This window comes from Pseudoalteromonas sp. TAE56 (genome assembly GCF_000497955.1).
Classification (GTDB): Bacteria; Pseudomonadota; Gammaproteobacteria; order Enterobacterales; family Alteromonadaceae; genus Pseudoalteromonas.
Genome location: NZ_AUTN01000106.1, coordinates 66,702 through 92,224 on the forward strand (window position 1 = coordinate 66,702; position 25,523 = coordinate 92,224).

Consider the following 25,523-nt stretch of genomic DNA (forward strand, 5'->3'; position numbering starts at 1 on the left):
AATCACTTTTTATAATAAGAGCATGTTATGGACATCGACTTTATTGCAATGGCTGGGAATGTGGCGCAGGCAGAGCAGTTATTAAAAATTTTAGCGAATAAAAATCGTTTAATGATTTTATGCTCTTTGCAAGATAAAGAAATGAGCGTATCGCAACTAAATGAAGCCGTACCTTTAGCACAATCGGCACTTTCTCAGCATTTAGCTGCACTACGAAAAGCGAATGTTGTTGCCACTCGCCGTGAAAGCCAAACTATTTATTATCGTGTAATTGACGATAACGCAGTGCAATTACTTAGCACGCTATATAGCTTATTTTGTAAAGACTAACGCTTTTAGTTGCGTCAGTAGCGCAGTGAAAGCACAAAAGAATAACCTCAGCTCTATTACTTTTGTGCTATTAATTTTTAAAATGTTTGTACGTAAATAGAGCTCGTACGAAAACAGCTACTATGCTTAGACCAAACTATAGATATGTAGCAGCATGTTATCGCAAGATTTAACTCAAGCGAAAATTTGCGGTTGAATACCAACTCAAATAAACGTAGCTATTTCATCAATAGATTTTTTATCCAGTGCATGCGCGGGTATTGTGGCATCGTCACTAGGGTAGCCTGCAATAAGTAGCATATACGGGCGCTCGTTATCTTTATCGCGACCACATATGTCGGTTAAAAAACTCATTGGTTTTGGAGTATGAGTAAGGGTTGCCAAACCAGCACGATGCAAAGCCTGAATTAAAAAGCCGGTAGCTAAGCCAACAGACTCATGCACATAATAATTCGTATTTTTATCATCGGTGCTTACGCCCCCCTTTTTTTGACTAAATACAGCTATAAGCCAAGGCGCATGTTCTAAGTAAGGTTTATTGGCGTCGGTACCTAACGGTTTTAGCGCATCTAACCATTCTTCACCTGCTCTGCCTTCGTAAAAAGAACGCTCTAGTTTTTCTGCGGCTTCTCTTATTTGTTTTTTTACATCGCTACTGTTTATAGCCACAAAATGCCAAGGCTGATGATTCGCTCCACTAGGTGCTGTGCCAGCTGCTTTTATACATGCTTCAATAATATTTTTTGGTACAGGGCGATCGCTAAAGCTGCGAATGCTATGGCGGCGTTGGCTAGTGGTTAAAAACTCGTTAGCGCGATTTAGCATTTCGTCGTGTGGGTATTCTATAAAGTCGTTTAATGGCTGGCTTTGGTGATCTTGCATGGCTTTTCGCTTCTTATAAAAGTATATGTGGTTTTTATACCGAGTGAATACAGTGCAGGCAAGTGTTATGAGTTTAAATTATGTTTATTTGTTGTTACAAATTTAACCAGCAAGTAACTTATGTTCCTATTTTTCTTGTGGTATAAAACATTATAAAAATAATTACTCATATTCAAGGAAGTAAAAATGCTATCAATAACAGGGTTATCTAAAACCTACGATAACGGCGTACATGCACTACAAGGTGTTGATTTATCTATAGGTAAAGGGATGTTTGGATTACTTGGGCCAAATGGCGCAGGTAAATCATCGCTAATGCGTACCATTGCAACACTGCAGTCGGCTGATTCAGGTTCAATTACTTTTGATGGTATTGATGTTTTTAAAGACCCACAGGCACTGCGCCAACGTTTAGGTTACCTCCCGCAAGATTTTGGTGTGTATCCACGTGTTAGTGCTTACGATTTGCTGGATCATATGGCTGTTTTAAAGGGGATTCATAATAAAGCCGAGCGTAAAGAGTCGGTTGAAGGATTACTTGCGCACACTAATTTATATCAACATCGCTCTAAAGCCGTAAGTGGCTTTTCGGGCGGTATGCGTCAGCGTTTTGGTATTGCTCAAGCGTTATTAGGCGACCCTGATTTACTAATCGTTGATGAACCAACAGCAGGGTTAGATCCTGAAGAGCGTAATCGTTTCCATAACCTGTTAGTAAGCTTAGGTGAGCAAAAAGTCGTTATATTATCGACTCACATTGTTGAAGATGTAGCAGAGCTTTGCCCAAACATGGCCGTACTGGCCGGCGGCAAAATACTATTAGAGGGCAACCCAATTGCCCTTACCGATAAACTCCAAGGGCAAATATGGCGCAAAGCCATGAGCCAAGAAGAAGCGCAAGAGCTGGAACCACAATTACCGGTTATTTCTAAGCGCCTATTTGCAGGGAAAACAATTTTACATGTAATAGCAGAGCAAGCCCCACAAGGGTTTGAAGCAAGTAATGCAAACCTAGAAGATGTGTATTTTTCTACTCTGCTTAATCATCGTAACAGCCAAGTAGCATAAGGAGGCGTTATGTTTTTTAATATGCTCGCGTTTGAGCTGCGCTACTTTGTGCGCCAGCCTTCGTTTTATGTGACGTCGTTAATCTTCTTTTTTATGGCGTTTTTTATAAGCTCCAGTAGTAAGTTTCCGCTAGGTGGGGCGAATGTTCATATGAACTCGCCTTTCTCTATTATGCTTTTAACCGTTACATTTTGTACACTCGCTATGTTTTTAGTGGTTAATTTTGTTGCCAGCTCCGCTATTCGCAACAGTGAAAGCAAAATGGATGAGCTGGTATTTAGTAAGCCCGTTGACCCTCTTGTTTATCAATCAGGACGTTTTTTTGGTGCTTACTTGGTTGTGCTAGTTGTTTTTTTAACTGTGCCATTAGGCGTGTTTTTGGGATCTCAATTTGGCTTGTTGGTTGGCTGGCTTGATAGTGAGCTAGTAGGCCCTAATAAGTTTATATATTACGCAGCGCCTTTTTTATATTTAGCAATACCCAGCTTACTGGTACTCAGTGCTATTTTTAATAGTGTGGCGGTCTATTTTAAAACCATGATGGCGGTATATGTAACGGCCGTAGTGATTTATATAACCTACCAATTGGCGAGTATCTATTTTGATGATTTAGCGTTTAGGAATATTGTTGTTTACGCAGATCCATTCGGCCTCGGTTCGTTAATTGACTTAACCCGTTACTGGACTGTAAGTGATAAAAATACCGAAGTGTTAACGCTCTCGGGCGATTTTTTAATTAACCGTATTTTATGGGTAGCAATAAGTTTAGCGATGTTTTTTGGCCTCGGAAAGTTAGGTAATCGCGTAGTAAGTAAAAAACAGAAAAAGCAATTTGCTGTCTCAACGTTTGTAAAAAATAAACAAGCAGCACTTATTAGCAGCGCTAAAAATTACAAGTCAAAAGGGGTAAATACGCAATCGCAATTAGTAATGCGCAGCTTATTTGAACTTAAGCAGGTTATATTAAGTGCCCCTTTTATGATTTTAGCGGGTGTCAGTATTACTATGTTACTCGCACCACTCTTTGCGCCTATTGGCGCGTATGGCACAACAGATTGGCCGCTTACACAAAACATGGTGGGCATTATTCAAAACTCCTCCGCTTTGTTTATGTTTATCATTATTGCTTATTACAGCGCAGAGCTGGTTTGGCGAGAACGCCACAGTGGTATGGGTGATATTGTTGACAGTTTCCCGGTGCATAACAGTGTGTTTTGGGTATCTAAAATTATTGCGTTAATCACTGCAGTTTGTGGTCTTTATTTAGTAGGCATGATGTTTACCATTGCAGTGCAACTGTTTAAGGGGCAATTTAACCTAGAGCTTGGCCAGTACTTATTTAGGTTGGGTTACCTTACATTACTGCCTTTTATTATGATGGCTATATTGGCGTTCTTTTTACAAATAATTAGCCCTAATAAATACATAGGTATGGGTTTATTTATTTTGTATTACATTGCTCAAATGGTAATGGGTGCTTACGGGTTTGAGCATCATATGTATCATTTTTCGCAAAGCAGTAGCGTACCGTATTCAGATATAAACGGTTATGGACATTTTTTACAAGGCGCGCATTGGTATACCCTATATTGGGGCGCGTTAAGTCTTGTTTTAGCGATTGTCGGGTTTGCGTTATGGCACCGCGGTCCTTCACAAACGCTGCGTACACGCCTGTCTATGCTTCGTTATAATATGTCGCTAAAAGGGCAAGCAGTTGCGGTTATTAGTGCATTAGTGTTTGTTGGTGCAGGCTACAATATTTATAACAACACAAGAGTTTTGAACGAGTTTACTACGAGCGATGAGTTTCAAGACAAGCAAATAAGTTATGAACAGCAGTTTGCACAATACAAAGACTTAGCACTACCTATGGTGACCGATGTTGACTTAACTGTTGATATTTATCCAAAAAAACGTGCTTTAAGTGCTGTGGCAAAAATTAAATTTACCAATACCTCTAACGAGCCAATTACGCGAGTATTGATCTCCTCTCCTCAACACGCTAAAAGTTGGGATGTGGCCATGGCAGGCGGTAAGATAGTTGAAAAATTACCAGCGCTTTATTCAGCATGGTTTGAGTTTGAGCAGCCGCTTATGCCAAACGAAATAAGAGAAGGGCAACTGTCTGTTACTCGCGAACATACAGGCTTTACTGATCAAGGCTCTGATACACAATTAGTTGCCAATGGCACTTTTATTAATAACTTGGAACTCCTTCCTAGCTTTGGTTATAACAGTGGTTTACAGGTAGCTGATAAATTTGAACGTCGTAAGCATGATTTACCAGAACTTGAACGTGCCCATAAGCTAGAAGACAGTCAGTACTATACACAAAGTGATTTTGGTGCAGCTAATGGGTTTATTAACTTTAAGGCAACGGTAATAACCGACGAGTCGCAATTTGCGATTACCCCAGGGTATTTACAAAGTGAAAGTGTAAAAGACGGGCGCCGCACTTTTGTTTATGAAATGGATGCGCCTATTTTAAACTTTTATGCGGTGCTTTCGGCAGAGCTTAAAAGTAAAAAGGTTGAGCATAATGGGGTAAATATTGAGGTGTATTACCACAAAAATCATGCATGGAATATTGACCGTATGATTGAATCGGTACAAGACTCGATAGATTACTTTACACAAGCCTTTGGGGCATATCAGCATAAGCAGTTACGTATTATTGAGTTTCCTAAGTATCGCTCGTTTGCGCAAAGTTTTGCTAATACGGTGCCTTACTCAGAAAGCATGGGCTTTATTACAGACTTAAGAGATGAGAGTAAAGTTGACTACCCTTACTATGTAACCGCACATGAAGTTGCACACCAATGGTGGGGGCATCAAGTATCGGGGGCTAATGTAGAGGGCAGTGCCGTTATTTCTGAATCGCTCTCCCAATACAGCGCACTTATGGTGCTAAAAAAACGCTTTGGCGCCGAGAAACTTCGTAAATTTTTAAAGTACGAGTTAGATAGATACTTAATGGGCCGTACTGGCGAAGCCTTTGAAGAAATGCCGCTGTATAAAACGCAGTCTCAACAATATCTTCATTACAATAAAGGCTCAGTTGCGATGATGGCTTTGTATGACCGATTAGGTGAAGAGCGCTTAAATGCCGCACTTAAAGCGTTTTTGAATGAGTTTAAATACCAGTCAACGCCATACCCAACTACGCTTGATTTACTTAGCTATTTAAAACAAGACGCAACGCAAGCGGAGCAAAGTTTTATTGATGATCAGTTTAAATATATAACGCTTTATGAGCTTGAAATGAAAGCAGTGTCGGTTACAGATGATGTTGATAGCGAAGGTTTTTACACCGTAACACTGAGCGTTGAAGCAACTAAGCAGCATGCCGATGGACAAGGTGAAGAAACCGAGCAGCCGCTCGATGAGTTAATTGATATTGCATTATTTAGCGATGACCCTGAAAACCTACTCGCTGAAGACTTTGTTATTTACTCGCAAAAGCATCAAATAGTGTCTGGTACCAATACTATTGAGCTAAAAGTAAAAGAAAAACCATTATTTGCGGGGGTAGATCCTTACATTAAGCTGGTCGACAAAGACAGTAAAAATAATTTAGCTAAATTCTAACGTCTATTTATTTACTAACCACTTAAGTTGACTACTTTAAAGGCCGCATTTATGCGGCCTTTATGTGTAATAAACTGTATAAAACTTCATAGCGTTTCTACATATTCCCCACAGCTTTTTACGCTAATATTTTATGTTCTCTTATAAAGTTACCTTACTGGTATTTAGTTTATAAGGAAGAGTATGAAACCATTAATTATAGGGGCGATAGCATTAAGCCTCAGTGCTTGTTCTGCGGTAACCATTCAGCCACAAGCTATCGCAAAAATTACAAGTAAAGCGACCTACGAGGATAGCCGCCCATTTTATTTATGGGGATTAGTGGGTGAGCAGCGGGTAGATGTAAAACAAGTTTGCTTAGATACACCGGTTATTCAAATGCAGTCACAACAAACGTTTAGTGATGGAGCGCTGAGTTTAATTACGCTTGGAATATACTCGCCCCATACCATTAAAGTGTGGTGCCAAGAGCAAGTACTAGGGGAGACATTATGAGCATCAAGTTATTTGCAGCCGGTTGCACACTAATTATTTTAACTGGATGTACAAATATTTACTTTGATAACGGTATGCAGAGCAAAGTAAGCAATAAAGCACTAAAAAGCTCACGGTGGCATCATAATTTTGCACTTGCGTTGTACGAGGGATCAGAGCCGTTAGATTTAACAACACATTGCCCACAAGGGGAGTGGCAAAGCGTTCATACGTATAAATCGTTTACTAATGGTTTAGCTGAGGTGGTTGTGAATCAAATCGGCCCAGCTTGGTACCCTAAAACAGTAGAAGTACAATGTAATAAGGTACCATTTAAAGCTGAGTAATTATTATCACTATCACTCGTAACGTAGTGCATCTATAGGGTTTAGTCTTGCTGCTTTAATTGCGGGGGCTAAACCAAATATAATTCCAATCATTGATGTAAATCCGAACGATAGTATTACAGCCCATGCTGGTATATATGCATCAGGCATACTCGGGACTAAGAATGAAATTAGCCCTGCGGCGCCATACCCTATAATGAGTCCTATTAAGCCACCAAAGAGTGAAAGCACAACGGCTTCAACTAAAAACTGCAGCATAATAAAGCCAGGCGTTGCGCCTAGTGCTTTTAATGTACCAATAACGCGTGTGCGTTCAGTTACCGACACGAGCATTATATTCATAACACCAATACCGCCAACGAGTAAGCTAATGCCAACAATACCTGCAGTAATAGCGGTAGCACTGCTGGTAAATTTATCTATTTGGGCACGAGATTTTTCAGCGGTTTCAAATTCAAAGTCGTTTTCATCTTTCTCTTTTAGTTTATGTAGTTGGCGTAATACACGGGTTATTTTTGCAAGCACTTGTTCTTCGTTAGTACCTTCATTTAACCTAAACATAATTTGCACATTAGTTTGTGTACTTCCGCCTTCTAAAGCACTCATAGTACTAATTGGAATATTAATGTAATCGTCTTGGTCAAAGCCAAATAAGCTACCTTGTTTTTCAGCAACACCAATAATCCTAAACCATTCACCACCTAGTTTTATATATTCACCTACTGGGCTTTCAGGAAGGTTTAGCTTTTCTATGATTGAAGGGCCGATAAATGCGACTCTTCTACGTTTATCATCATCTTCGGCACGAATAAAGCGGCCAAGTTCAGGGTAAGTACGATACGCTTTTTGATAGTCTTGCTCAGTACCTATTACACGCGATGAATGGCTTTTATTTCCATACTCAGCCCCTCCCGAAAAACGCCAGGTAAACATTAGGGCAGTTAGCGTTTCAGCTTCTTTTATACGCGACTTTAAAGCTAAAAAATCGTCGTAGGTAAGCTTGGCATTTTTACCAACCATTTCGAGTTCAATACTGGTGTAAGGCTTTATTGTTGTTACATCTGGCGACATATCAGCAAATTGATCATTTATTTGCTTTGTAAAACCCTGCATTACTGCAACTACAGTAACTACGGCGGCAACACCAATAATAATGCCCAAACAGGTCAGTGCGCTGCGCATTGCATTAGCTTTAATAGCTGAAAAAGCGGCTTTAGTGCCTTCCATTATCGCAAGAGCTGATTTAAACATGCTGCTTGATTCCTTCATCTTTAGTTACATCACTTACCACTTTACCGTCGACTAAACGAATTACGCGTTGGCAATGATCGGCAATTTCTTGCTCATGTGTTACTAAAATAATAGTGTGACCTTCGTTATGCAGCTCATCAAACAAATCCATAATTTCGCGGGTCGTTTTACTATCAAGATTACCTGTGGGTTCATCTCCTAATAATATATGTGGTTTTGTGACTAAAGCGCGGGCAATAGCAACCCGTTGACGTTGCCCGCCCGATAGCTGGCTAGATAAATGATTAACTTTATCACCGAGACCTACCCGTTTTAGTGCTTCTAGGGCTTGTTGCTTGCGCTGTTTGCTAGGGATAAAGCGATACACTAAAGGCTGCATTACATTTTCTAGTGCGGTTGCACGTGGTATTAAATTAAAGCTTTGAAATATAAACCCAACGCTTTCATTACGCTGATGAGCAAGCTCTGTCTCGGTCATACTTTTTACTAGTTTGTCTTTTAAGTAGTATTCGCCACTGGTGGGTGTATCTAAACAACCTAGTAAGTTCATTAAGGTCGACTTGCCTGAACCAGAAGGTCCTATAATCGCCACGTACTCGTTTTGCATTATATGTACGTTTACATCATCAAGTGCTTTAAATACCTCTGAGCCCATTTTGTATTGTTTATTAATATGCTCAAGTTTGATTACCGCAGACATTAAGCTTCTTCCTTGTCTGCATCTGACTTAAGTTTTACCACATCACCTTCAGTCAAAAGACTTACTGGGCGCGCAGGACCAATAACAATGTTGTCGCCTTCATTTAAGCCGTCAGTAATTGCTTGCTCTATATCAGATGATATTCCAACAGTTATGGCAATTTTACTAACTGTATTATCGCTATTTAGTCGCCATACAAATGTTTTATCGTCTTCTTTTTGGATTGCTTCTATTGGAAGTTTTAAACCGTTTTCGGCAATGCTTGTTGCGATCTCTGCTCTACAACTCATTCCTGCATATAGCTGGCGCTCAGTAGTATCGAGTAATACTTTTACTTTAAACGATAAACCTTGAGAGCCGGCTTGGTTTTTAGCTGAAGTACCAATATTGATTACTGTGCCACTAAATGGTTTATTAGGATATGCGGCCGCATAAATATTCGCTTTTTGGTTAAGCTTAATACTCGCAATGTCAGTTTCATCCACACGTAGCTCGGCTAAAATAGCGCTTGGGTCTGCTACTAGCATTAAATCAGAGCCAATAATATTAGTAGTACCGGCTATAACGGTTTCACCTTCTTTAATATTTACAGATGCAAGCAAGCCGCTCATTGGAGCTCTAAATACACTTTTACTTAAGCGATCTTGCGCAATTTGTAGTGACGCTTGTGCTTGGTTGTACGACTCTATTCGTGATTCAATATCGATTTTAGCTAGATCGCGTGCGCTTTCAATGTTCTCATAGCTTTCTTGATTACCTAAACCTACATCGTATAAGTCTTTTTGTCTTTTAAGTTGTCGCTCTAGATTGGTCAGGCGTGTTCTACTATGTTTAATTTCAATCTCTGTGGCGCGAAGGATTGCTTTACTACGGGTAACTTCTGATTCAAAAGCAGTTGTATCAAGGCGCATTAACATATCGCCTTGTTTAACTCCTTGGCCTTCTTGAACAAATATTTTATCCACTCGGCCTGTCACTTCAGAGCGTAATTGCACTTGTGTATTAAAAACTAAATTACCTGAAGCCATTATTGAGTCAGCAATGTCGCCAAGCTCTACTTGAGCAATATTTACTTCGGCTTGTTTTTCATCGCCAGAAATTTGCTTTGACACAATTAGGGCTATAAATGCGCCTACAGCGAGTGTGATGATTATTGCTTTTTTCATTTTATCTATCCGTGAATTAAGTAATGTGGAGCTAGTATCTACCTCCACTTAAGAGTTAACTTGCTGCAATGATTGCCCAAATACCAAAAATAATAATTGAAGGAAGAGCAGAGAATAGGAGTGCTTTGTTAGTTGAAAAATTAGTCCAGCATTTTAAGCCGATCATTCCCAGCGTAATGCTCCAAAAGCTAAACAAGTTTATTGATTCTAATAAGCTATAAAAAGGATGGCCAATTTCAAGTCCTATTATTAATTGGTTAATGGATGCATAGCTAAATACGGCTTGTTGAGATATTTGATCTGTACTTGCACTTAGTACAAGAGCAATTGTTCCTAGGCTTGAAATAACAACTGGCATCATTGTCCAGGTAGAGAATCCATACCAAGCTCCGTAGCTATGTTCTGATGCAGGATCCTGTTTAGCCACAAGCATATAATAAAGTGCCATTAATGCATTCATGATAGCCAGCGCAATTACGCCGCCAAACAAACCAAACCATACTTGGCCTTCTGCATTTTGCTCTATACTTTGGCGAATCATTTTTTGCTCGCCAATCGTCGCATCAATAGTTGATGCTGCTACTTGCTCATTAATCAAAAACTGCATATCAACAGTGGAATAAAAAATATAAATACTCGCCATTGAAACTAAAGACATGACTATAAAAGCAAGCCATGACCAACCTCTGGCGTGTTCAACACCATTGAAAGCTTTACTAGGACTTATATAAATATCGAGTAGGGCGCTAAACGCGTTAGGTGATTTCATTATTATTCCTTTATACCTATTTTATGGCTAGGCAGTTATAAATGCCCAGTGACTAGGTAATAGAATAAAGGAAAATGTATGTATTGTTTTCATTCAATTGTAACGGTTTGTTAACAGGTGTGAAGGGGCTTGTTCAAAAATAAGAAAAGGGCCAAAAGGCCCTTCGTGTTGCAGCAAGTAACACATTCTTTCTTATAAATTAAAGTCTACAGAATAAGCAACGTAAGCTTTAATATCTGAGTCATCCATATCTGTATCAGATAAACCAAAAGTGAACCCATCTTTCGAAATTGATACACCGTAATCTAAGATATTGTCATCACCAATAAAGTCACCAGAGTAGTGGCCTAAGTGAAGTGCCATTTCAGTGCCGTTACTGCCAACAGCAAAACCGTAGTCAGCTGTCAGGTAAAGTGAATCACCAAAGTCTGTACCATCACCACTTGCAGCTGATGTTGCTAGTACTGAAGCACCAAAGGTAAAGCCTTCAACACTGATGCTACCGTAAATTTCAGAGAAATCTGCGTCAGCTTCAGAGGCTGCGTCTGGGTAAGCGTAATAAATATAGCCAACATCATAGCTAACGCTTTCGTTAATGTCGCCACCAAAGCCTGCATATAAATCAAGCTCATAGGTCATTTCATCTGCCCACGATGCATTTGAAGCCCAAGTACCTGCATAAAAGCCCGATTCATTAGCGTAATCAATACCGCCTGAAATAGCTGCATCGCCCCCAGTTTGCTCTTGACCACGCCATAAGTAGTTTGATGTTGCCGCTGCGTTTGCTGTTACTTCAGCATGTACGGCTGTTGACGTTAAAGATGTTGCGCCCATTAATGCTATAGCACTGATAGCGATTGTTTTTTTTAGTTTTAGCATGTCCATTTCCCGTTATATGATTTTTGCTCGCCAAGGTTTTTATTATGTAATCGGAACCTTTAGGCTGACGGCTTTTTATTGTTTAACTAACGGGATAATTGCACTGTATGTGCCAGCTTCATTATTTTTTATTAAAAATTATTTTTTATTTATTAAAAACATGAGCTTGAATTTTATGAATAGGATGGGGGATAATATGAAGGAAGATGTTGCGCACATTGCTGGTGCATAAATTAACCTAGCCGCACCATAAAAGTACGGCTAAATTAGAAGATTTTAACCGAATATAGTGCGCATAAGGCTAATTGTTTCGTTTACGCTGCGACCTTTTTGTACTTCACTCACAATTGAATCACGTTTACTGCGAATATGCTCAGGAATATCGTCAGCAGCAAGTGCACGGTCTACTAATATTTCTGCAGACTCTTTACCTCTACGCTGAGTTTTACCTGTAGTAGTTGTAGTACGTTTAGGCTTGGTTAGCAGTTTAATGTAGTTAGAGTTATCTGGTGTTTTAGCATCAGCGTAGTGAAAGAAACATGGAATTAATGCTTTAATAGCAACCAATTGTTCTTCTAACTCATTACTAGGTTTAGCCATTTTGTACCATGACATAGCTTGAATACCTTTTACGATATCTTGCCAGTAACGCTCAAAATCACTATTTTTAAGTTTAGAAACACCAAGGGCACCACATAATGCATCTAATCGATTATTTGTAATCGGAGTAAATAAATCAGGGCGACGCATTGCAAGCAGTCGTGTTGCAGGCGCAAGTGTTGGTTTTTCGTTGTTGTCGGTGAATATTTTTGAATAAGCAGCAACAAATTGTTGATATTCGTATTGAGTAATATCACCTTCAAGTGGAATATTCACTAGTGCATCGTCAAAAGCACCTGGTAAATCACCAAGCATTTGATGGAAGCTCTTTGCACTTTTTGTAGATGCAAACCATTCAACGTCAAAGTTGTATGTGCTTGGATCAAGTGATGCCATGTGCTTACCGCTAAACGTAAGTAAGTCTTCAGGAATCATATCTTTAAGAGACTGTTCACGAATGCTTTTGATGTAGTCTACCAAACGAAGCTGTTCATCAAGTGCAATAACATCTTTGTGTTGTTCTACAAATACACTTACAACAGGCCACGGAGCAATACGTAAAGTTTTAACCTGTAAAAAGCTGATAGCTGAAATAAGCTGATCGTGTAGCTTCTTAAGTACTGTTAACTGCTGTGGCTCTAGTAAATCGTAGTTCATACGATCTCTGCTTGCACTTAGCAATTCGTAACACCAAGGTAAAAAATCATCAGGGTGGTTTTCTACTTTCACGGCCATAAGGTTAAGGCTTAACTCTGAAGATTGCTTCAGAATGTTCTGATAGATTTGATTTTCTTGTTCGCCTAGCGTCATTTTTGACGGTGAAATTAGCAGTTTTTTCATGCCTTGTAGAATCTCCGGTTTAGATATATATTTTTTTGCTGGTCTATTTTAGCGCAATTACGCTAATAACAACAGCGCTGTCCTCCATACGTTGCAATTGAAGTGACTAAATCAGTATTTTTGCTAATAAAATGAGACTAATGCTTTAACATGTATCAATCATTTTCATCCAGTACAAAGAGACTTTCGACTGAGGTATTAAAATGCTTTGCTATTTTTAGAGCAATTATTACCGACGGCGTAAACCGGTTTGTTTCTACGGTACTTATTGTTTTGCGCGACACGTTAATAGCATCAGCAAGTTCTTGCTGTGAAAGCCTGGCTTCTTTTCGATACTTTGCTATGTTATTTTGCATTTCCTCTCCTAATCACGATTTTGCCAAAGCAATGAAGCGCCATATACCAAGAGCATGATACCTAGGTAGAATATTGCCATAGTTGCATGCGAGACCTCGCTAGCTATTTCATCACCTTTATAAAAAACTCCAAGAAAGCAAAATACAAATGCAAAACTTAAATGTTTATAGGCATTAGTATCAATGGTGTTTAGAAACTCATCTTTATAAGCGTATTGAAAATACATTTTTAACGGAAAGCCCCCTTTAATGAGGTAAATAATCACTGTAACTACATAAAAAAAAACGCCCATTCCAACGGTTAAAAGCCCTCCAATATGTTGATCTTGTTTTATTAGTGAGTAAACACAGAGAAGTAAACAAACTATCCCTGAGCTTAAACTAATCCATATGTTTTGACCCATAAATTGTTCTTCAGTTTTAATATCCTGTTGTTTCATAGTATTCATCCTGTAATAGTATTTTATTTTTTGTAACCTCTGGGTATCAATGTAACCTTGGGGTATCACCGGGTCAATACTTATTTGTAACCTAAAGGTATCAAAATGTTTCAGGAAAGATTCATATAGAACAGGTAAAGTAGTTTTAGTGGCTTTTTTACATCAACTACAATGATTTTAAGGCTAACACTCGCTATGATAAGAACATTATTTGCACGTTTGAAAGGACGATCATGAAAACCTTACTTAAAATTGTAGGTGTAATACTTTTATTATGTATAGCACTAATTGTTGCCGCACCGTTTTTAATCCCTACTGATACTATTTTTAATAAAGTGTCACAGCAGGTAGAACAAACAACTGGGCGCACTCTTACTATTAAAGGTGATAAAACACTTAGCGTATTCCCTGCATTAAAGTTAGAACTTAACGACGTGCATTTTGCAAATATGGAATCAGGTTCGCGCGCCGATATGGCGAGTATGAAACAGCTTGCTGTACACATACCTTGGTTTTCATTATTTGGTGGTGAGTTTAAATTAGATAAGTTTGTTATAAATGAACCAAATATCCTATTAGAAACTGACAAAAATGGTAAAGCTAATTGGCAGTTATTTGATGCAGTTGCAGAGCAACCTAAAGAGCAAAGCCAATCAGGTGAAGCTATCAAGCTTCCAGATAACTTTGATATTGAGTTAGGTGAGGTTGCTATTTATGGCGGCACATTTACTTATCTAGATGGTCTAACAGGTGCTAAGCAACAAATTAGTGATTTAGAGCTCGCTATTTTACTTCCATCACTTCGTAAAACATTAGAAGTAAAAGGGGGTATTACTTATATGCAGGAGCGTTTTGAGCTTGATATAAAATTAGATACTCCTGCTAAAGCAATTGAAGGTGCTACTTTTAATGTTAAACAAACCTTAGATTCTCGTTTAGTTGATTTAACGTTCGAAGGGAGCATCGCTGGGCAAGGCCAAGATATTAAAGGTCAGTTAGCACTAAGTGGTGAGTCTGTTAAACGTATTGCGAAATGGCAAGGTGTAGAGTTAGACGCTAAAGATAATGCTTTTAACGCATTTAGTGTAAACGGTAAAATGCACCTAGCAGGTGAGAAATTTAATTTAGAAGATTTAGTTGCGACGTTAGACGCATTGGAAATAAAAGGTAAGAGCGAGCTTAACCTAGGTAAGCGTTTAACTGTAAATGCTGATATTGATTTAGGTATGCTTGATTTAAATCCGTATCTACCTGAAGCAGTAGCAAAACAAGAAGAGCCAGTAGAGCAAAATGATAAACCTGCAGAGCCAATAGTATGGGATGACACTAAAATTGATCTAAGTGCGTTAAATTCACTAGATGCGAATGTAGTTATTCGTTCAAGTGGATTAAAAGCTAACGATATTAAGTTGGGCGCAAATCAATTTACTGTTGCTTTAAAAAATAGCGTTGCAAAACTAAGCTTAGATAGCTTTTCTGCTTATGAAGGGTCAGGTAAAGGGGTTATCAATGTAAACGCACAACAAGTGCCTTATAAAATATCAACTAACTTTGACTTAGCTGGTATAGATGCACAGCCTTTATTAACTGATGCGGCAGGTTTTGACAAGCTAATGGGTAAGGGTTCTTTAAATTGGAACCTAAACACAACTGGCCAAAGTCAAAAGTCGCTTATTGGTGCGCTTAACGGAAAACTTGGATTTGAGTTTGCTGATGGGGCTGTAAAAGGTGCGAATATAGCTGAGATGGTTCGTAAAGGTAAGGAACTCATTTCAGGAAACTTTGGTGCAGCGTCTGAAGGGCTGGATACCGGATTTGAAGAATCTGAGCAAACAGATTTCTCTGCACTAACTGGTAGTTTTAATTTTACTAATGGTGTTGGTAAAAATACTGATTTATCACTTATTAGCCCACTCATAAGAATATCAGGTGAAGGCGATGTTGATTTACCGCAAACAGCGGTTAACTACCGTTTGGTTACAGGCATAGTTGGATCAATCGAAGGACAGGGAACCACTGATGACAGTACTGGTTTTAAAATACCACTACGTATAAAAGGGCCTTTCCACGATGTTGGTATAAAGCTTGATGTGGGTAATGCGCTTAAAGATGAAGCTAAACAGAAAGTCGATGAGGCAAAAGAAAAAGCCAAAGACAAAGCAAAGGATAAGATTAAAGATAAATTAAAAGGTTTATTCGGTTAATCATCTATAGTTAAAACAAACAAGGCACTTATATAGTGCCTTGTTTGTTTTGTAACCACCTGTAAAATAGCTACATAGCCGTAATTACTCAACTTTAATAACCGTACGCTCTAAATTAATTAAAAAATAACCTATCACTACCCCCTCAATGCTGGTACAATTGCCCGCCCTTAAGAGACAACTCGTTTGTTTTTTGATTGGGATTTAATCGAAATGTCTGATTTTTAAACGAATTTTAGACACGTTGTAATTACTACACCGGAGGTCATTAACATGATCCAAATGCAAACTCAGCTGGAAGTTGCTGATAACAGCGGCGCTCGCAAAGTGCAGTGTATAAAAGTCCTTGGTGGTTCACACCGTCGCTACGCAGCGATTGGCGACATCATTAAAGTTTCTGTAAAAGAAGCTATTCCTCGCGGTAAAGTGAAGAAAGGTGATGTTAAAAACGCGGTAGTTGTGCGTACCAGAAAAGGTGTTCGCCGTCCAGATGGTTCTCTGATCCGTTTTGACAGCAACGCGGCTGTTATCTTAAATGATAACTTGCAGCCAATTGGTACACGTATTTTCGGCCCTGTGACTCGCGAACTTCGTAATGATAAGTTCATGAAAATCGTTTCACTAGCCCCAGAAGTACTGTAAGGAGCCAATCATGGCAGCAAAAATACGTCGTGATGACGAAGTAATCGTACTAGCAGGTAAAGACAAAGGTAAGCGCGGAAAAGTGCTTTCAGTTGTTACTGAATCTGGTCGAATCTTTGTCGAAGGCATAAACTTGATCAAGAAACACCAAAAGCCGGTTCCACAATTGAACCAAGCTGGCGGCATTGTTGAGAAAGAAGCATCTATGGATGCATCAAACGTTGCGATCTTCAACTCGGAAACGAGTAAAGCTGATCGTGTAGGTTTCAAGATTGAAGATGGTAAGAAATTACGTATCTTTAAATCTACTGGTAAAACTATCTAATAGTTGGAGTAGAATGATGGCGAAACTGCATGAAGTATATAAAGACAAAGTAGTTGCTGAACTTCAAGAGAAGTTTGGTTTCAGCTCTGTCATGCAAGTCCCTCAGATCGAAAAGATCACATTGAATATGGGCGTGGGCGAAGCCCTAGCTGACAAGAAGATTTTAGATAACGCAGTAGCGGATCTAGCAGCAATCTCTGGTCAGAAACCTCTAATCACTAAAGCACGCAAATCTGTTGCTGGCTTCAAAGTGCGTGAAGGTTACCCGATTGGTTGTAAAGTAACCCTACGCGGCGAGCGTATGTGGGACTTTTTTGAGCGTTTGGTATCAATCGCTATCCCACGTATTCGTGACTTCCGTGGCGTAAGTGCTAAGTCTTTTGATGGACGTGGCAACTACAGCATGGGCGTACGTGAACAAATCATCTTCCCAGAAATCGATTACGATAAAGTAGACCGTGTACGCGGTATGGATATTACTATCACTACTTCTGCGAAATCTGATGAGGAAGGCCGTGCGTTGTTAGAAGCGTTTAACTTCCCATTTAAGAAATAAGGGTAGGGTTATGGCAAAGAATTCTATGAAAGCGCGCGAAGCAAAGCGCACAAAACTAGTTGCTCAGTTCGCTGAAAAGCGCGCAGCACTAAAAGCTATCATCAGTGATGTTAATACATCTGAAGATGATCGTTGGGACGCGGTACTTAAGCTACAAGCTTTACCTCGTGATTCTAGCCCTGCACGTCAACGTAATCGTTGTAACATTACGGGCCGCCCACATGGTTTCCTTCGCAAATTCGGCATGAGCCGTATTAAAGTTCGCGAAGCAGCTATGCGCGGTGAAATTCCTGGCCTTAAAAAGGCTAGCTGGTAATAGAATCATGGGAGTAAGACTATGAGCTTGCAAGATCCTATCGCGGATTTGTTTACACGAATTCGTAACGGTCAATCAGCGAAGAAAGTATCTGTAACGATGCCAACTTCAAAGCTGAAAGTAGCATTAGCTAAAGTACTAAAAGACGAAGGTTATATCGTAGATTTCGCCGTTAACGGTGAAACTAAACCTGAGCTTTCTATCGAGTTGAAGTACTTCGAAGGCAAAGCTGTAATTGAAAATATCCAGCGTGTAAGTCGCCCTGGTCTACGTATCTATAAGAAACGTGACCAATTACCTAAGGTAATGGGTGGTCTTGGTATCGCTATCGTATCAACTTCTAAAGGCCTAATGACAGACCGCACAGCACGTAGTGCTGGTGTTGGTGGTGAAATCATTGGTTTTGTAGCTTAATCGGAGGGGAACTATGTCTCGCATAGCAAAGGCACCAATTACTGTTCCTGCCGGTGTAGAAGTTACATTAAAAGGCCAGGAAATCACAGTTAAAGGCAAAAACGGTGAACTTACTCGTACTATCAACAACGCTGTTGAAGTACAAGTTAATGACAACGTTATTACTACTTTACCTCGTGATGGCGTAGCGAATGCATGGGCTCAAGCAGGTACTGCTCGCGCTCTAATCAACAACATGGTTGTTGGTACGCATGAAGGTTACGAGAAGAAACTTCAGTTAGTAGGCGTGGGTTACCGTGCTGCAGCTAAGGGTAAAACATTAGATTTAACTCTTGGCTTCTCACACCCAGTTAATTTCGCAGTTCCTGAAGGAATTACGATTGAAACTCCAAGCCAAACAGAAGTTCTAGTTAAGGGCGTAGACAAGCAGTTAGTTGGTCAAACAGCTGCTAACATTCGTGCATACCGTAAACCTGAGCCTTATAAAGGTAAGGGTGTTCGTTATTCAGATGAGAATGTACGCCGTAAAGAGGCTAAGAAGAAGTAAGGTAAGACGATGGATAAAAAAACAGCTCGTCTACGTCGTGCTAAACGCACTCGTAGAAATTATATTGAACAAGGCACAACGCGTCTTGTTATCCACCGCACGCCACGTCACATCTACGCTCAAGTTGTAAATGCTGAGGGTAATGTACTGGCTGCTGCTTCTACTGTTGAAAAGGCTATTAGCGAAACAGTTAAAGGCACCGGTAACGTTGAAGCTGCGCAAGCAGTTGGCAAAGCGGTTGCTGAACGTGCGGCTGACAAAGGCATCGAAAAGATTGCTTTTGATCGCAGTGGCTTTAAATATCACGGCCGTGTGAAGGCGCTAGCTGATGCTGCGCGTGAAGCCGGTTTGCAATTCTAGGAGTAGACTATGGCTAACGTAGAAGCAAAGCAACAACAGCCTGATCTAGCTGAAAAGCTAATCGCGGTGAACCGTGTGTCTAAAGTAGTTAAAGGTGGTCGTATCTTTAGCTTTACTGCACTAACTGTAGTTGGTGATGGCGCAGGTAAAGTAGGTTTTGGTTATGGTAAAGCACGTGAAGTTCCAGCTGCTATTCAAAAAGCAATGGAAAAAGCACGTCGTAACATGATCAACGTAGACCTAAATGGCAACACATTACAGCATCCTGTTAAGGGACGTCATGCTGGCTCACTAGTGTTCATGAAACCAGCATCTGAAGGTACTGGTATCATTGCAGGTGGTGCTATGCGTGCAGTACTTGAAGTGACTGGTGTGCAGAACGTACTTTCTAAATGTTACGGTTCTACTAACCCAATCAACGTGGTACGTGCAACGATTTCGGCTCTTGAGAATATGAATTCTCCACAGTCAATCGCTGCAAAACGTGGCCTTCGCGTAGACGAAATACTGGGGTAACCATGGCAAATCAAACTGTAAAAGTAACACAAGTAAAAAGCTCTATCGGTCGTTTACCGAAACATAAAGCTACATTACGCGGTCTTGGTTTACGTCGTATCAACCACACTGTTGAGTTAGAAGACACAGCATGTGTACGTGGTATGATAAACAAGGTTTCTTACATGGTTAAGGTAGAGGGTTAATTCGATGCATTTGAATACACTTTCACCTGCTGCAGGTTCAAAAACTGCTCCAAAACGTGTTGGTCGTGGTATCGGTTCTGGTCTAGGTAAGACTGGCGGTCGTGGTCACAAAGGTCAAAAATCACGTTCTGGCGGCAAAGTACGCGTTGGTTTTGAAGGCGGTCAAATGCCTATGCAACGTCGTCTACCTAAATTTGGTTTTACTTCTCGCAAATCTTTAGTATCTGCAGAAATAAACCTTTTTGAAATCGCTAAAGTTGAAGGCGATGTGGTAGACCTAAGCGCGTTACAAGCAGCTGGTCTAGTTAAAAAGAACGTTCTTTTCGTTAAAGTTGTTAAATCTGGCGAAGTTTCACGCGCTGTTACCGTTAAAGGCCTTAAAGCCTCTAAAGGTGCTCGCGAAGCTATTGAAGCTGCCGGAGGCAAGGTAGAAGACTAAGGAAGTACTAATGGCTAAACCAGGTCAAGATACACAAAGTGCACAAGGTGGACTTTCGGAATTGAAGCGCCGATTACTCTTCGTATTGGGTGCTATCATAATTTACCGTCTAGGTTCATTTGTGCCGATCCCTGGGATTGACGCCGCTGTACTTGCCGATTTCTTCGAGCAACAAAAGGGCACCATTGTTGAGATGTTCAACATGTTCAGTGGTGGTGCTCTTGAGCGAGCTTCAGTGTTAGCACTGGGTATTATGCCGTATATCTCGGCTTCGATTATTACGCAACTATTAACGCATATGTATCCTCCGTTTATAGAGCTTAAGAAAGAAGGTGAGCAAGGGCGTAAAAAAATTAGCCAGTACACACGCTATGGCACGCTTGTGCTAGCTACTATTCAATCAATCGGTATTGCTTCTAGCTTACCGGGCATGATGGAGGGGTTAGTTGTTAACCCTGGTATGGGTTTCTATTTCACCGCAGTGGTGAGTTTAGTTACTGGTACTATGTTCCTTATGTGGTTGGGTGAACAAATAACAGAGCGCGGTATCGGTAACGGTATCTCTGTTCTAATATTTGTTGGTATTGTAGCTAACTTGCCGTCTGCTATTGGTTCGACAGTCGAAATGGCGCGCCAAGGTGATTTGAATGTTTTTGTACTGTTGATGGTTGCGGTAATCGTATTCGCTGTTACTTATCTTGTAGTGTTTTTCGAACGTGGGCAACGTCGTATTGTTGTTAACTACGCGAAACGCCAACAAGGTCGTCAAGTATTTGCTGCCCAAAGCACGCATTTACCACTAAAAGTAAATATGGCGGGTGTTATTCCACCAATCTTCGCTAGCAGTATAATTCTGTTCCCTGGTACAATTGCCAGCTGGTTCGGCCAAGGTGAAGGTCCAGTCGCTGATGTATTACAAGCTGTTGCTACTACGTTGACCCCAGGTCAACCGTTGTACTCGCTTGTTTTAGCTGCGGCTATTATCTTCTTCTGCTTTTTCTATACAGCGTTGGTGTTTAACCCACGTGAAACTGCAGATAACCTTAAGAAATCTGGCGCATTTATCCCAGGTATTCGTCCAGGTGAGCAGACATCTAAATACATTGATAAAGTGATGACACGCCTGACATTGGCAGGTGCTTTGTATATAACCTTTATCTGTCTGGTGCCTGAATTCATGACGATGGCGTGGCAAACGCCATTCTACTTCGGCGGTACATCAGTTTTGATTATCGTTGTAGTGATCATGGACTTTATGGCACAAGTACAGACTCACCTGATGTCTCATCAGTATGATTCTGTGCTGAAAAAAGCGAACCTTAAAGGCTACGGTCGATAAGGTCAGTTTACGGAGTTGAGCAATGAAAGTACGTGCTTCCGTTAAGAAAATATGCCGTAACTGTAAAGTTATTAAACGTGCTGGTGTAGTACGCGTAATTTGCAGTGAGCCTAAGCATAAGCAAAGGCAAGGTTAAGTAAACAGCGTGCAGGCTGAGTTTTCTCGGCCTGTGTTTTTAGTAGTAATTTGGTCTTCGTTTGAGTATCCTTACGGGCTTTTCAAACAGATGATTACCAAATTCGAATATAGGAGATGTGTTAGTGGCCCGTATTGCTGGCATTAACGTCCCTGATCATAAACATGCAGTTATTGGTTTAACAGCTATTTATGGCATAGGTAAGACTCGCTCTAAGGCTATCTTAGTAGCGACTGGTATCGCCGAAACCACAAAAATCGGTGAACTTTCAGACGAAATTCTTGACGTACTGCGTGATGCAGTTGGCAAGTACACTGTTGAAGGTGATCTTCGTCGTGAAGTTACTTTAAATATCAAGCGCCTTATGGACCTTGGTTGTTATCGTGGCCTACGTCACCGTCGCTCTTTACCACTACGTGGTCAAAGAACTAAGACTAACGCGCGCACCCGCAAGGGTCCTCGTAAGCCTATTAAGCGATAAGGGGATAGTATTATGGCTAAGACACCAATTCGTCGTAAAAAGGTTAAAAAACAAGTTGCTGATGGTATGGCTCATGTTCATGCGTCTTTCAACAACACTATTGTAACGATTACCGACCGTCAAGGTAATGCACTATCATGGGCTACTGCCGGTGGTTCAGGTTTCCGTGGTTCACGTAAATCTACACCATTTGCTGCTCAAGTTGCTGCAGAGCGTGCAGGTACTGCTGCTCAAGAATACGGTTTAAAAAATCTAGAAGTTTTCATCAAAGGTCCAGGTCCAGGTCGTGAATCTGCTGTACGTGCTTTGAATGCTGCTGGTTACCGTATTACCAACATAACTGACGTGACGCCAATACCACATAATGGTTGTCGTCCACCGAAGAAACGTCGCGTTTAACAATAGGTTAGGAGAAATAACATGGCAAGATATTTGGGCCCTAAGCTCAAGCTGAGTCGTCGTGAAGGTACTGACCTGTTCCTTAAGAGCGGCGTAAGAGCTATCGACTCTAAGTGTAAACTTGAGACTGCACCTGGTCAGCACGGCGCTCGTAAAGGTCGCTTATCTGATTACGGTTTACAATTACGTGAAAAGCAAAAAGTACGTCGTATCTACGGTGTACTAGAAAAGCAATTCCGTAACTACTACAAAGAAGCTGCTCGCCTTAAAGGCAACACAGGTGAAAACTTGTTACAGCTTTTAGAGCAACGTTTAGACAATGTTGTATATCGCATGGGTTTTGCTAGCACACGTGCTGAAGCACGCCAGTTAGTAAGCCATAAAGCGATTCTAGTTAATGGTCGTGTTGTGAACATTCCTTCATACGTAATTACTCCAGAAGATACTGTTGTAATCCGTGAGAAGTCTAAGACACAAGCACGTATCATCGCTGCTCTAGAGTTGGCTGAGCAACGTGAAAAGCCGACTTGGGTTGAAGTTGACGGTAAGAAACTGGAAGGCAGCTTCAAGCGCCTACCTGAGCGTTCAGATTTGTCTGCGGACATTAATGAACAACTAATCGTCGAACTTTACTCTAAGTAAAGTTAAGAGTTAAGAGAGGATAACATGCAGGGTTCTGTTACAGAATTTCTAAAACCAAGGTTAGTCGACATCGACGCTATCAACCCAACGCGTTCTAAAATAGTTTTAGAACCATTAGAGCGTGGCTTTGGTCATACTCTGGGTAATGCTTTACGCCGTATATTACTTTCATCTATGCCTGGATGTGCAGTAACTGAAGTTGAAATCGACGGTGTTTTACATGAGTACAGCGCGAAAGAAGGCGTTCAAGAAGACATCATTGAAATACTATTAAACCTTAAGGGTTTAGCAGTAACGTTAGAAGGCAAAGATGAAGTTTTTCTGACCCTGACTAAATCTGGTGTAGGCCCTGTTACTGCGGCTGATATTCAGCACGATGGCGATGTAACAATTGCTAATCCAGATCACGTTATTTGTAATTTAACTACAAATAACAGCGAGATCAGCATGCGTATTCGTGTTGAACGCGGTCGTGGTTATGTGCCGGCATCTAGTCGTTTATCCTCTGATGACGATGAGCGTCCAATTGGTAGATTGTTGCTTGATGCATCATTTAGCCCAGTTGAACGTATTGCGTACTCGGTTGAATCAGCTCGAGTTGAGCAACGTACAGATTTAGACAAGTTAATCATTGATATGGAAACAAACGGCACTTTAGATCCAGAAGAAGCGATCCGCCGTGCGTCTACTATCTTAGCTGAGCAATTAGATGCATTCGTAGATTTACGTGATGTAACTGAGCCAGAAGAGAAAGAAGAGAAGCCAGAATTCGATCCTATTCTACTTCGTCCAGTTGATGATCTTGAATTAACAGTACGCTCAGCAAATTGTTTGAAAGCCGAGCAAATTCAATATATCGGTGATTTAGTTCAGCGCACTGAAGTTGAGCTTCTTAAAACGCCTAATTTAGGTAAGAAGTCTCTAACTGAAATTAAAGACGTGCTAGCTTCACGTGGACTTTCTCTGGGCATGCGCCTAGAAAATTGGCCACCTGCAAGTTTAGCTGAATAATCTAAATCACTATATTAGTTTAGTTAGAAGGATAGGGTCATGCGCCATCGTAAGAGTGGTCGTCAATTAAACCGTAACAGTAGCCATCGTAAAGCGATGTTTAGCAATATGGCAGGTTCTTTGGTGAAACATGAAATCATCAAAACTACTTTGCCTAAAGCGAAAGAGTTACGTCGTGTAATTGAACCTTTAATCACACTGGCTAAGACTGACAGTGTAGCAAATCGCCGTTTAGCGTTTGCTCGCACGCGTGATAATGAAGTTGTTGGTAAGTTATTCAGTGAAATCGGTCCACGTAACGCGGATCGTCCAGGTGGTTACACTCGTATTCTTAAGTGTGGCTTCCGTACTGGTGATAATGCACCAATGGCTTATATTGAACTAGTTGGTCGCCCAGCGACTAGCGAAGCAGTTCAAGAAGACGCACAGTCTGCAGAGTAAGTCTTAAAGAAACCTAAAAGCCGAGCTTATGCTCGGCTTTTTCTTGTCTAAAATTTGTCAAACTATATGAACCAGTAATTACCTTCTATTGTGAGTACATACTGAATTGATAAGTTGTTTTGACAGCTGCTTTAATAGCTCTACCCAATTACTCTTCACTTACCATTCATTCAAAATAGCCTATCAGATTCTAGTCAAAGATCATTTCCACTATATATGTGATTTACAGCTATTAATAATACCGCTGCGAATTGAGCTACAATTAAAGCAAGCCTAACGAACTTTTTACTTATAGATCTGATTAGAAAATATAACGTGGTCTCTCTTATCTATATACCGGTACTAAGAACCTCATAGTAAAGTTAACTATTATGGCCCATGCAAACTTCCTTCTTAAATATGTAAAACTATTATTAAATATAGCCTGATCAATCCAATTATCCGCTTTTGATTAATTTAAATGATTTATAGCAATACGACTCTTACTCTATTGGTTAGTTTTTCCACATAGGTGATCGAAATATATCTCTACCTGTTAGTAGTTATCATAATTTTCATTTCAAATAGCTATAAGAACCTATTAACATTGGTAGTTTAGTTGTGTTTTTGAGCGTTTAGCTCAAATACTCAGCGAACAGCACATTATTTCAAGTTTTCTTCAAAAAAGGGTTGATCTGTTTTCGGATCTCCCTATAATGCGACCCCACTGAGACGGGAAACGCCAACGCATAGCGAGGCACGAACAACTCAGGGTGTTAAGTGAAACTTAGTTTGAATCTTTTTAGAAAGTTTAAACTTAAGTGTTGACAAAAAAATAGGAACGCGTAATATGCGCAGCCCTAGCGAGATAAAGTTTAACTTTAATCGCAACGTTCTTTAA

33 protein-coding genes are annotated in these 25,523 nt (G+C 40.3%); 24 read left to right on the forward strand and 9 right to left on the reverse strand.

The genetic code is table 11. The annotated features are described in order from the left end of the window. Positions 1-27 precede the first annotated feature (27 nt). Positions 28-330, forward strand: coding sequence for an ArsR/SmtB family transcription factor (locus L656_RS0112725; RefSeq protein ID WP_024599485.1), 303 nt, complete (start codon positions 28-30; stop codon positions 328-330). A 204-nt stretch (positions 331-534) separates the two neighbouring features. Here L656_RS0112725 and L656_RS0112730 read toward each other — a convergent pair whose 3' ends face one another. Further along, on the reverse strand, positions 535-1,212 hold the full coding sequence (locus L656_RS0112730; protein ID WP_024599486.1) for a nitroreductase family protein: 678 nt from the start codon (positions 1,210-1,212) through the stop codon (positions 535-537). Between the two features lie 186 nt (positions 1,213-1,398). On the opposite strand from L656_RS0112730, the gene L656_RS0112735 reads away from it, so the two are divergent. The 4 genes from L656_RS0112735 (at position 1,399) to L656_RS0112750 (ending at position 6,689) form a co-directional block, all read left to right on the forward strand. Continuing rightward, positions 1,399-2,280, forward strand: coding sequence for an ABC transporter ATP-binding protein (locus L656_RS0112735; RefSeq protein ID WP_007584623.1), 882 nt, complete (start codon positions 1,399-1,401; stop codon positions 2,278-2,280). 9 nt (positions 2,281-2,289) lie between these two features. Then, positions 2,290-5,868, forward strand: coding sequence for an ABC transporter permease/M1 family aminopeptidase (locus L656_RS0112740; RefSeq protein ID WP_024599487.1), 3,579 nt, complete (start codon positions 2,290-2,292; stop codon positions 5,866-5,868). Positions 5,869-6,051: 183 nt separating this feature from the next. Continuing rightward, positions 6,052-6,363, forward strand: coding sequence for a Bor family protein (locus L656_RS0112745; RefSeq protein WP_024599488.1), 312 nt, complete (start codon positions 6,052-6,054; stop codon positions 6,361-6,363). Further along, positions 6,360-6,689 carry a Bor/Iss family lipoprotein gene (locus tag L656_RS0112750; RefSeq protein WP_024599489.1) on the forward strand — a complete coding sequence of 110 codons (330 nt, stop codon included), beginning with the start codon at positions 6,360-6,362 and terminating at the stop codon, positions 6,687-6,689. Before L656_RS0112745 ends, L656_RS0112750 begins: the two co-directional genes overlap by 4 nt. 12 nt (positions 6,690-6,701) lie before the next feature. On the opposite strand, the gene L656_RS0112755 is transcribed toward L656_RS0112750, so the two are convergent. The 5 genes from L656_RS0112755 to L656_RS0112775 all read right to left on the reverse strand — a co-directional run bounded on the left by L656_RS0112755 (position 6,702) and on the right by L656_RS0112775 (position 11,454). Continuing rightward, positions 6,702-7,940, reverse strand: a complete 1,239-nt coding sequence (locus L656_RS0112755) for an ABC transporter permease (RefSeq protein ID WP_024599490.1) — start codon at positions 7,938-7,940, stop codon at positions 6,702-6,704. Next, on the reverse strand, positions 7,933-8,640 hold the full coding sequence (locus tag L656_RS0112760; protein ID WP_024599491.1) for an ABC transporter ATP-binding protein: 708 nt from the start codon (positions 8,638-8,640) through the stop codon (positions 7,933-7,935). The genes L656_RS0112755 and L656_RS0112760 overlap by 8 nt, the downstream gene beginning before the upstream one ends. Continuing rightward, entirely contained in the window at positions 8,640-9,806 is a 1,167-nt protein-coding gene (locus L656_RS0112765) for an efflux RND transporter periplasmic adaptor subunit (RefSeq protein ID WP_024599492.1), read from the reverse strand. The genes L656_RS0112760 and L656_RS0112765 overlap by 1 nt, the downstream gene beginning before the upstream one ends. A gap of 55 nt (positions 9,807-9,861) precedes the next feature. Then, positions 9,862-10,575 carry a YIP1 family protein gene (locus L656_RS0112770; RefSeq protein ID WP_024599493.1) on the reverse strand — a complete coding sequence of 238 codons (714 nt, stop codon included), beginning with the start codon at positions 10,573-10,575 and terminating at the stop codon, positions 9,862-9,864. Between the two features lie 192 nt (positions 10,576-10,767). Beyond that, positions 10,768-11,454 (reverse strand): TorF family putative porin, encoded by a 687-nt coding sequence (locus L656_RS0112775; protein WP_024591363.1) that lies wholly within the window; start codon positions 11,452-11,454, stop codon positions 10,768-10,770. On the opposite strand from L656_RS0112775, the gene L656_RS01000000122275 reads away from it, so the two are divergent. Continuing rightward, complete coding sequence (locus tag L656_RS01000000122275) at positions 11,453-11,686, forward strand: hypothetical protein (RefSeq protein WP_033036902.1); 234 nt, start codon at positions 11,453-11,455, stop codon at positions 11,684-11,686. The genes L656_RS0112775 and L656_RS01000000122275 overlap by 2 nt on opposite strands. Positions 11,687-11,730: 44 nt before the next feature. Here L656_RS01000000122275 and L656_RS0112785 read toward each other — a convergent pair whose 3' ends face one another. From L656_RS0112785 to L656_RS0112795, 3 genes are all read right to left on the reverse strand, one after another. Next, positions 11,731-12,894, reverse strand: coding sequence for a hypothetical protein (locus tag L656_RS0112785; RefSeq protein WP_024599495.1), 1,164 nt, complete (start codon positions 12,892-12,894; stop codon positions 11,731-11,733). A 155-nt stretch (positions 12,895-13,049) separates the two neighbouring features. Continuing rightward, positions 13,050-13,250 (reverse strand): helix-turn-helix transcriptional regulator, encoded by a 201-nt coding sequence (locus L656_RS0112790; RefSeq protein ID WP_024599496.1) that lies wholly within the window; start codon positions 13,248-13,250, stop codon positions 13,050-13,052. Positions 13,251-13,258: 8 nt separating this feature from the next. Next, the gene (locus tag L656_RS0112795) at positions 13,259-13,690 is read right to left on the reverse strand and encodes a hypothetical protein (RefSeq protein WP_024599497.1); all 432 of its coding nucleotides are present in this window, start codon (positions 13,688-13,690) and stop codon (positions 13,259-13,261) included. Between the two features lie 233 nt (positions 13,691-13,923). On the opposite strand from L656_RS0112795, the gene L656_RS0112800 reads away from it, so the two are divergent. From L656_RS0112800 to rplQ, 18 genes are all read left to right on the forward strand, one after another. Next, positions 13,924-15,894 carry an AsmA family protein gene (locus L656_RS0112800; RefSeq protein ID WP_024599498.1) on the forward strand — a complete coding sequence of 657 codons (1,971 nt, stop codon included), beginning with the start codon at positions 13,924-13,926 and terminating at the stop codon, positions 15,892-15,894. A 273-nt stretch (positions 15,895-16,167) separates the two neighbouring features. Continuing rightward, positions 16,168-16,536, forward strand: a complete 369-nt coding sequence (rplN, locus tag L656_RS0112805; RefSeq protein ID WP_002959498.1) for a 50S ribosomal protein L14 — start codon at positions 16,168-16,170, stop codon at positions 16,534-16,536. Between the two features lie 10 nt (positions 16,537-16,546). Continuing rightward, entirely contained in the window at positions 16,547-16,861 is a 315-nt protein-coding gene (gene rplX, locus L656_RS0112810) for a 50S ribosomal protein L24 (RefSeq protein WP_002959496.1), read from the forward strand. A gap of 16 nt (positions 16,862-16,877) precedes the next feature. After that, positions 16,878-17,417, forward strand: a complete 540-nt coding sequence (gene rplE, locus L656_RS0112815; RefSeq protein ID WP_010554915.1) for a 50S ribosomal protein L5 — start codon at positions 16,878-16,880, stop codon at positions 17,415-17,417. Between the two features lie 10 nt (positions 17,418-17,427). Further along, complete coding sequence (gene rpsN, locus L656_RS0112820; RefSeq protein WP_010554914.1) at positions 17,428-17,733, forward strand: 30S ribosomal protein S14; 306 nt, start codon at positions 17,428-17,430, stop codon at positions 17,731-17,733. Between the two features lie 21 nt (positions 17,734-17,754). Beyond that, on the forward strand, positions 17,755-18,147 hold the full coding sequence (rpsH, locus tag L656_RS0112825; RefSeq protein WP_007584660.1) for a 30S ribosomal protein S8: 393 nt from the start codon (positions 17,755-17,757) through the stop codon (positions 18,145-18,147). Between the two features lie 13 nt (positions 18,148-18,160). Then, on the forward strand, positions 18,161-18,694 hold the full coding sequence (gene rplF, locus L656_RS0112830; RefSeq protein ID WP_002959488.1) for a 50S ribosomal protein L6: 534 nt from the start codon (positions 18,161-18,163) through the stop codon (positions 18,692-18,694). Between the two features lie 9 nt (positions 18,695-18,703). After that, the gene (gene rplR, locus L656_RS0112835) at positions 18,704-19,054 is read left to right on the forward strand and encodes a 50S ribosomal protein L18 (protein WP_002959486.1); all 351 of its coding nucleotides are present in this window, start codon (positions 18,704-18,706) and stop codon (positions 19,052-19,054) included. 9 nt (positions 19,055-19,063) lie between these two features. Further along, complete coding sequence (gene rpsE / locus L656_RS0112840; protein WP_002959485.1) at positions 19,064-19,570, forward strand: 30S ribosomal protein S5; 507 nt, start codon at positions 19,064-19,066, stop codon at positions 19,568-19,570. Positions 19,571-19,572: 2 nt separating this feature from the next. Further along, positions 19,573-19,755: a 50S ribosomal protein L30 gene (gene rpmD, locus L656_RS0112845; RefSeq protein WP_002959482.1), complete on the forward strand. Its 183-nt coding sequence runs from the start codon at positions 19,573-19,575 to the stop codon at positions 19,753-19,755. A 4-nt stretch (positions 19,756-19,759) separates the two neighbouring features. Beyond that, entirely contained in the window at positions 19,760-20,194 is a 435-nt protein-coding gene (gene rplO / locus L656_RS0112850; RefSeq protein WP_002959480.1) for a 50S ribosomal protein L15, read from the forward strand. 10 nt (positions 20,195-20,204) lie between these two features. Next, positions 20,205-21,533 carry a preprotein translocase subunit SecY gene (gene secY / locus L656_RS0112855; protein WP_024599499.1) on the forward strand — a complete coding sequence of 443 codons (1,329 nt, stop codon included), beginning with the start codon at positions 20,205-20,207 and terminating at the stop codon, positions 21,531-21,533. A 22-nt stretch (positions 21,534-21,555) separates the two neighbouring features. After that, positions 21,556-21,669: a 50S ribosomal protein L36 gene (gene rpmJ / locus L656_RS0112860; RefSeq protein WP_002959476.1), complete on the forward strand. Its 114-nt coding sequence runs from the start codon at positions 21,556-21,558 to the stop codon at positions 21,667-21,669. A 124-nt stretch (positions 21,670-21,793) separates the two neighbouring features. Then, on the forward strand, positions 21,794-22,150 hold the full coding sequence (gene rpsM, locus L656_RS0112865; RefSeq protein ID WP_007584664.1) for a 30S ribosomal protein S13: 357 nt from the start codon (positions 21,794-21,796) through the stop codon (positions 22,148-22,150). Between the two features lie 12 nt (positions 22,151-22,162). Then, positions 22,163-22,549, forward strand: a complete 387-nt coding sequence (gene rpsK / locus L656_RS0112870) for a 30S ribosomal protein S11 (protein ID WP_002959471.1) — start codon at positions 22,163-22,165, stop codon at positions 22,547-22,549. A 21-nt stretch (positions 22,550-22,570) separates the two neighbouring features. Continuing rightward, complete coding sequence (gene rpsD, locus L656_RS0112875) at positions 22,571-23,191, forward strand: 30S ribosomal protein S4 (RefSeq protein WP_002959461.1); 621 nt, start codon at positions 22,571-22,573, stop codon at positions 23,189-23,191. A gap of 24 nt (positions 23,192-23,215) precedes the next feature. Next, positions 23,216-24,202: a DNA-directed RNA polymerase subunit alpha gene (locus L656_RS0112880; RefSeq protein WP_002959452.1), complete on the forward strand. Its 987-nt coding sequence runs from the start codon at positions 23,216-23,218 to the stop codon at positions 24,200-24,202. 39 nt (positions 24,203-24,241) lie between these two features. Next, entirely contained in the window at positions 24,242-24,643 is a 402-nt protein-coding gene (gene rplQ, locus L656_RS0112885) for a 50S ribosomal protein L17 (RefSeq protein WP_002959450.1), read from the forward strand. Positions 24,644-25,523 lie beyond the last annotated feature (880 nt).

Coding starts and splice junctions, on each gene's coding strand:
- rplF (WP_002959488.1), top strand. CDS start 18,161: ATGTCTCGCATAGCAAAGGCACCAATTACTGTTCCTGCCGGTGTAGAA.
- L656_RS0112725 (WP_024599485.1), top strand. CDS start 28: ATGGACATCGACTTTATTGCAATGGCTGGGAATGTGGCGCAGGCAGAG.
- L656_RS0112765 (WP_024599492.1), bottom strand. CDS start 9,806: ATGAAAAAAGCAATAATCATCACACTCGCTGTAGGCGCATTTATAGCC.
- rpmJ (WP_002959476.1), top strand. CDS start 21,556: ATGAAAGTACGTGCTTCCGTTAAGAAAATATGCCGTAACTGTAAAGTT.
- L656_RS0112730 (WP_024599486.1), bottom strand. CDS start 1,212: ATGCAAGATCACCAAAGCCAGCCATTAAACGACTTTATAGAATACCCA.
- L656_RS01000000122275 (WP_033036902.1), top strand. CDS start 11,453: ATGTCCATTTCCCGTTATATGATTTTTGCTCGCCAAGGTTTTTATTAT.
- rplN (WP_002959498.1), top strand. CDS start 16,168: ATGATCCAAATGCAAACTCAGCTGGAAGTTGCTGATAACAGCGGCGCT.
- rpsK (WP_002959471.1), top strand. CDS start 22,163: ATGGCTAAGACACCAATTCGTCGTAAAAAGGTTAAAAAACAAGTTGCT.
- L656_RS0112735 (WP_007584623.1), top strand. CDS start 1,399: ATGCTATCAATAACAGGGTTATCTAAAACCTACGATAACGGCGTACAT.
- rpsN (WP_010554914.1), top strand. CDS start 17,428: ATGGCAAAGAATTCTATGAAAGCGCGCGAAGCAAAGCGCACAAAACTA.
- L656_RS0112750 (WP_024599489.1), top strand. CDS start 6,360: ATGAGCATCAAGTTATTTGCAGCCGGTTGCACACTAATTATTTTAACT.
- rplE (WP_010554915.1), top strand. CDS start 16,878: ATGGCGAAACTGCATGAAGTATATAAAGACAAAGTAGTTGCTGAACTT.
- rpmD (WP_002959482.1), top strand. CDS start 19,573: ATGGCAAATCAAACTGTAAAAGTAACACAAGTAAAAAGCTCTATCGGT.
- rplR (WP_002959486.1), top strand. CDS start 18,704: ATGGATAAAAAAACAGCTCGTCTACGTCGTGCTAAACGCACTCGTAGA.
- L656_RS0112740 (WP_024599487.1), top strand. CDS start 2,290: ATGTTTTTTAATATGCTCGCGTTTGAGCTGCGCTACTTTGTGCGCCAG.
- rpsH (WP_007584660.1), top strand. CDS start 17,755: ATGAGCTTGCAAGATCCTATCGCGGATTTGTTTACACGAATTCGTAAC.
- rpsE (WP_002959485.1), top strand. CDS start 19,064: ATGGCTAACGTAGAAGCAAAGCAACAACAGCCTGATCTAGCTGAAAAG.
- L656_RS0112770 (WP_024599493.1), bottom strand. CDS start 10,575: ATGAAATCACCTAACGCGTTTAGCGCCCTACTCGATATTTATATAAGT.
- rplO (WP_002959480.1), top strand. CDS start 19,760: ATGCATTTGAATACACTTTCACCTGCTGCAGGTTCAAAAACTGCTCCA.
- L656_RS0112775 (WP_024591363.1), bottom strand. CDS start 11,454: ATGCTAAAACTAAAAAAAACAATCGCTATCAGTGCTATAGCATTAATG.
- L656_RS0112745 (WP_024599488.1), top strand. CDS start 6,052: ATGAAACCATTAATTATAGGGGCGATAGCATTAAGCCTCAGTGCTTGT.
- L656_RS0112760 (WP_024599491.1), bottom strand. CDS start 8,640: ATGTCTGCGGTAATCAAACTTGAGCATATTAATAAACAATACAAAATG.
- rplX (WP_002959496.1), top strand. CDS start 16,547: ATGGCAGCAAAAATACGTCGTGATGACGAAGTAATCGTACTAGCAGGT.
- L656_RS0112800 (WP_024599498.1), top strand. CDS start 13,924: ATGAAAACCTTACTTAAAATTGTAGGTGTAATACTTTTATTATGTATA.
- L656_RS0112755 (WP_024599490.1), bottom strand. CDS start 7,940: ATGTTTAAATCAGCTCTTGCGATAATGGAAGGCACTAAAGCCGCTTTT.
- L656_RS0112785 (WP_024599495.1), bottom strand. CDS start 12,894: ATGAAAAAACTGCTAATTTCACCGTCAAAAATGACGCTAGGCGAACAA.
- secY (WP_024599499.1), top strand. CDS start 20,205: ATGGCTAAACCAGGTCAAGATACACAAAGTGCACAAGGTGGACTTTCG.
- rpsD (WP_002959461.1), top strand. CDS start 22,571: ATGGCAAGATATTTGGGCCCTAAGCTCAAGCTGAGTCGTCGTGAAGGT.
- L656_RS0112795 (WP_024599497.1), bottom strand. CDS start 13,690: ATGAAACAACAGGATATTAAAACTGAAGAACAATTTATGGGTCAAAAC.
- rplQ (WP_002959450.1), top strand. CDS start 24,242: ATGCGCCATCGTAAGAGTGGTCGTCAATTAAACCGTAACAGTAGCCAT.
- L656_RS0112880 (WP_002959452.1), top strand. CDS start 23,216: ATGCAGGGTTCTGTTACAGAATTTCTAAAACCAAGGTTAGTCGACATC.
- L656_RS0112790 (WP_024599496.1), bottom strand. CDS start 13,250: ATGCAAAATAACATAGCAAAGTATCGAAAAGAAGCCAGGCTTTCACAG.